Annotated in this window: 1 protein-coding gene; it reads left to right on the forward strand. The window is 68.4% G+C overall.

The features are described from left to right. Positions 1 to 337 precede the first annotated feature (337 nt). On the forward strand, positions 338 to 750 hold a 413-nt coding region (locus RF645_RS13000; protein ID WP_368819245.1), incomplete at its 3' end, for a zinc-binding alcohol dehydrogenase family protein.

Here is a 750-nt window from a genome sequence, read left to right on the forward strand (position 1 = left end):
CCGGCGATGTACGAGAAGTTCCAGAAGAAGGAAGACGGCTGCAGCAATGTCGTCCTCAAGCCCTAGCCTCCCATTGCGCGCCGGAGCCCGGTCTCCATCTCGAGACCGGGCACTGGCGTGTCTTGGGCCCGTCCGTGGCCCGCGCCCACACCGGGTGGCCGCGTGGTGCGTTCACCGTTCACGGCCAGCACCGGGGTCGATCGCACACAGCAGCGCAGAGGGGCGCGGGGATTCATCGGGCGAAGTCAGTGGCCGGAATAGTGCTCTGAGGGGCCGTGTTGCCACGGGTATGAAGGCAATTGGATTCCATACCCCCGGTGACCCGGACGTCCTCGACGTGATCGAGCTTCCCGATCCCGTTCCCGGCGAGGGCGAGGTCTTGATTCGTGTTCACGCGGCCGCGGTGAACCCTACCGACCTCACCGGGCGCACCCGGCAGCGGCGGGCGGGGACAGCCGGGGGACCGTATGTGCTGGGCATGGATGCGGCCGGGGTCATCGAACAGATCGGCCCCGAGACCCAGACCGATCTGAGGGTCGGTGATCGCGTCATGGCCATCATCGTCCCGCGCGGCTCACACGGGGCTTATGCCGAACGCGTGGCGGTTCCGGCCGAGTCCGTGGCGCCCATGCCGTCGAACACCGGCTTCGCCGAGGCCGCCACCTTGCCGATGAACGGGCTGACCGCGCGACTGGCCCTGGACAGGCTGGGCCTGGACGTCGGTGATGTGGTGGCGGTGACCGGTGCAGC

The sequence above is a fragment of the Kocuria sp. CPCC 205260 genome (genome assembly GCF_040981045.1).
Taxonomy (GTDB): Bacteria; Actinomycetota; Actinomycetes; order Actinomycetales; family Micrococcaceae; genus Kocuria; species Kocuria palustris.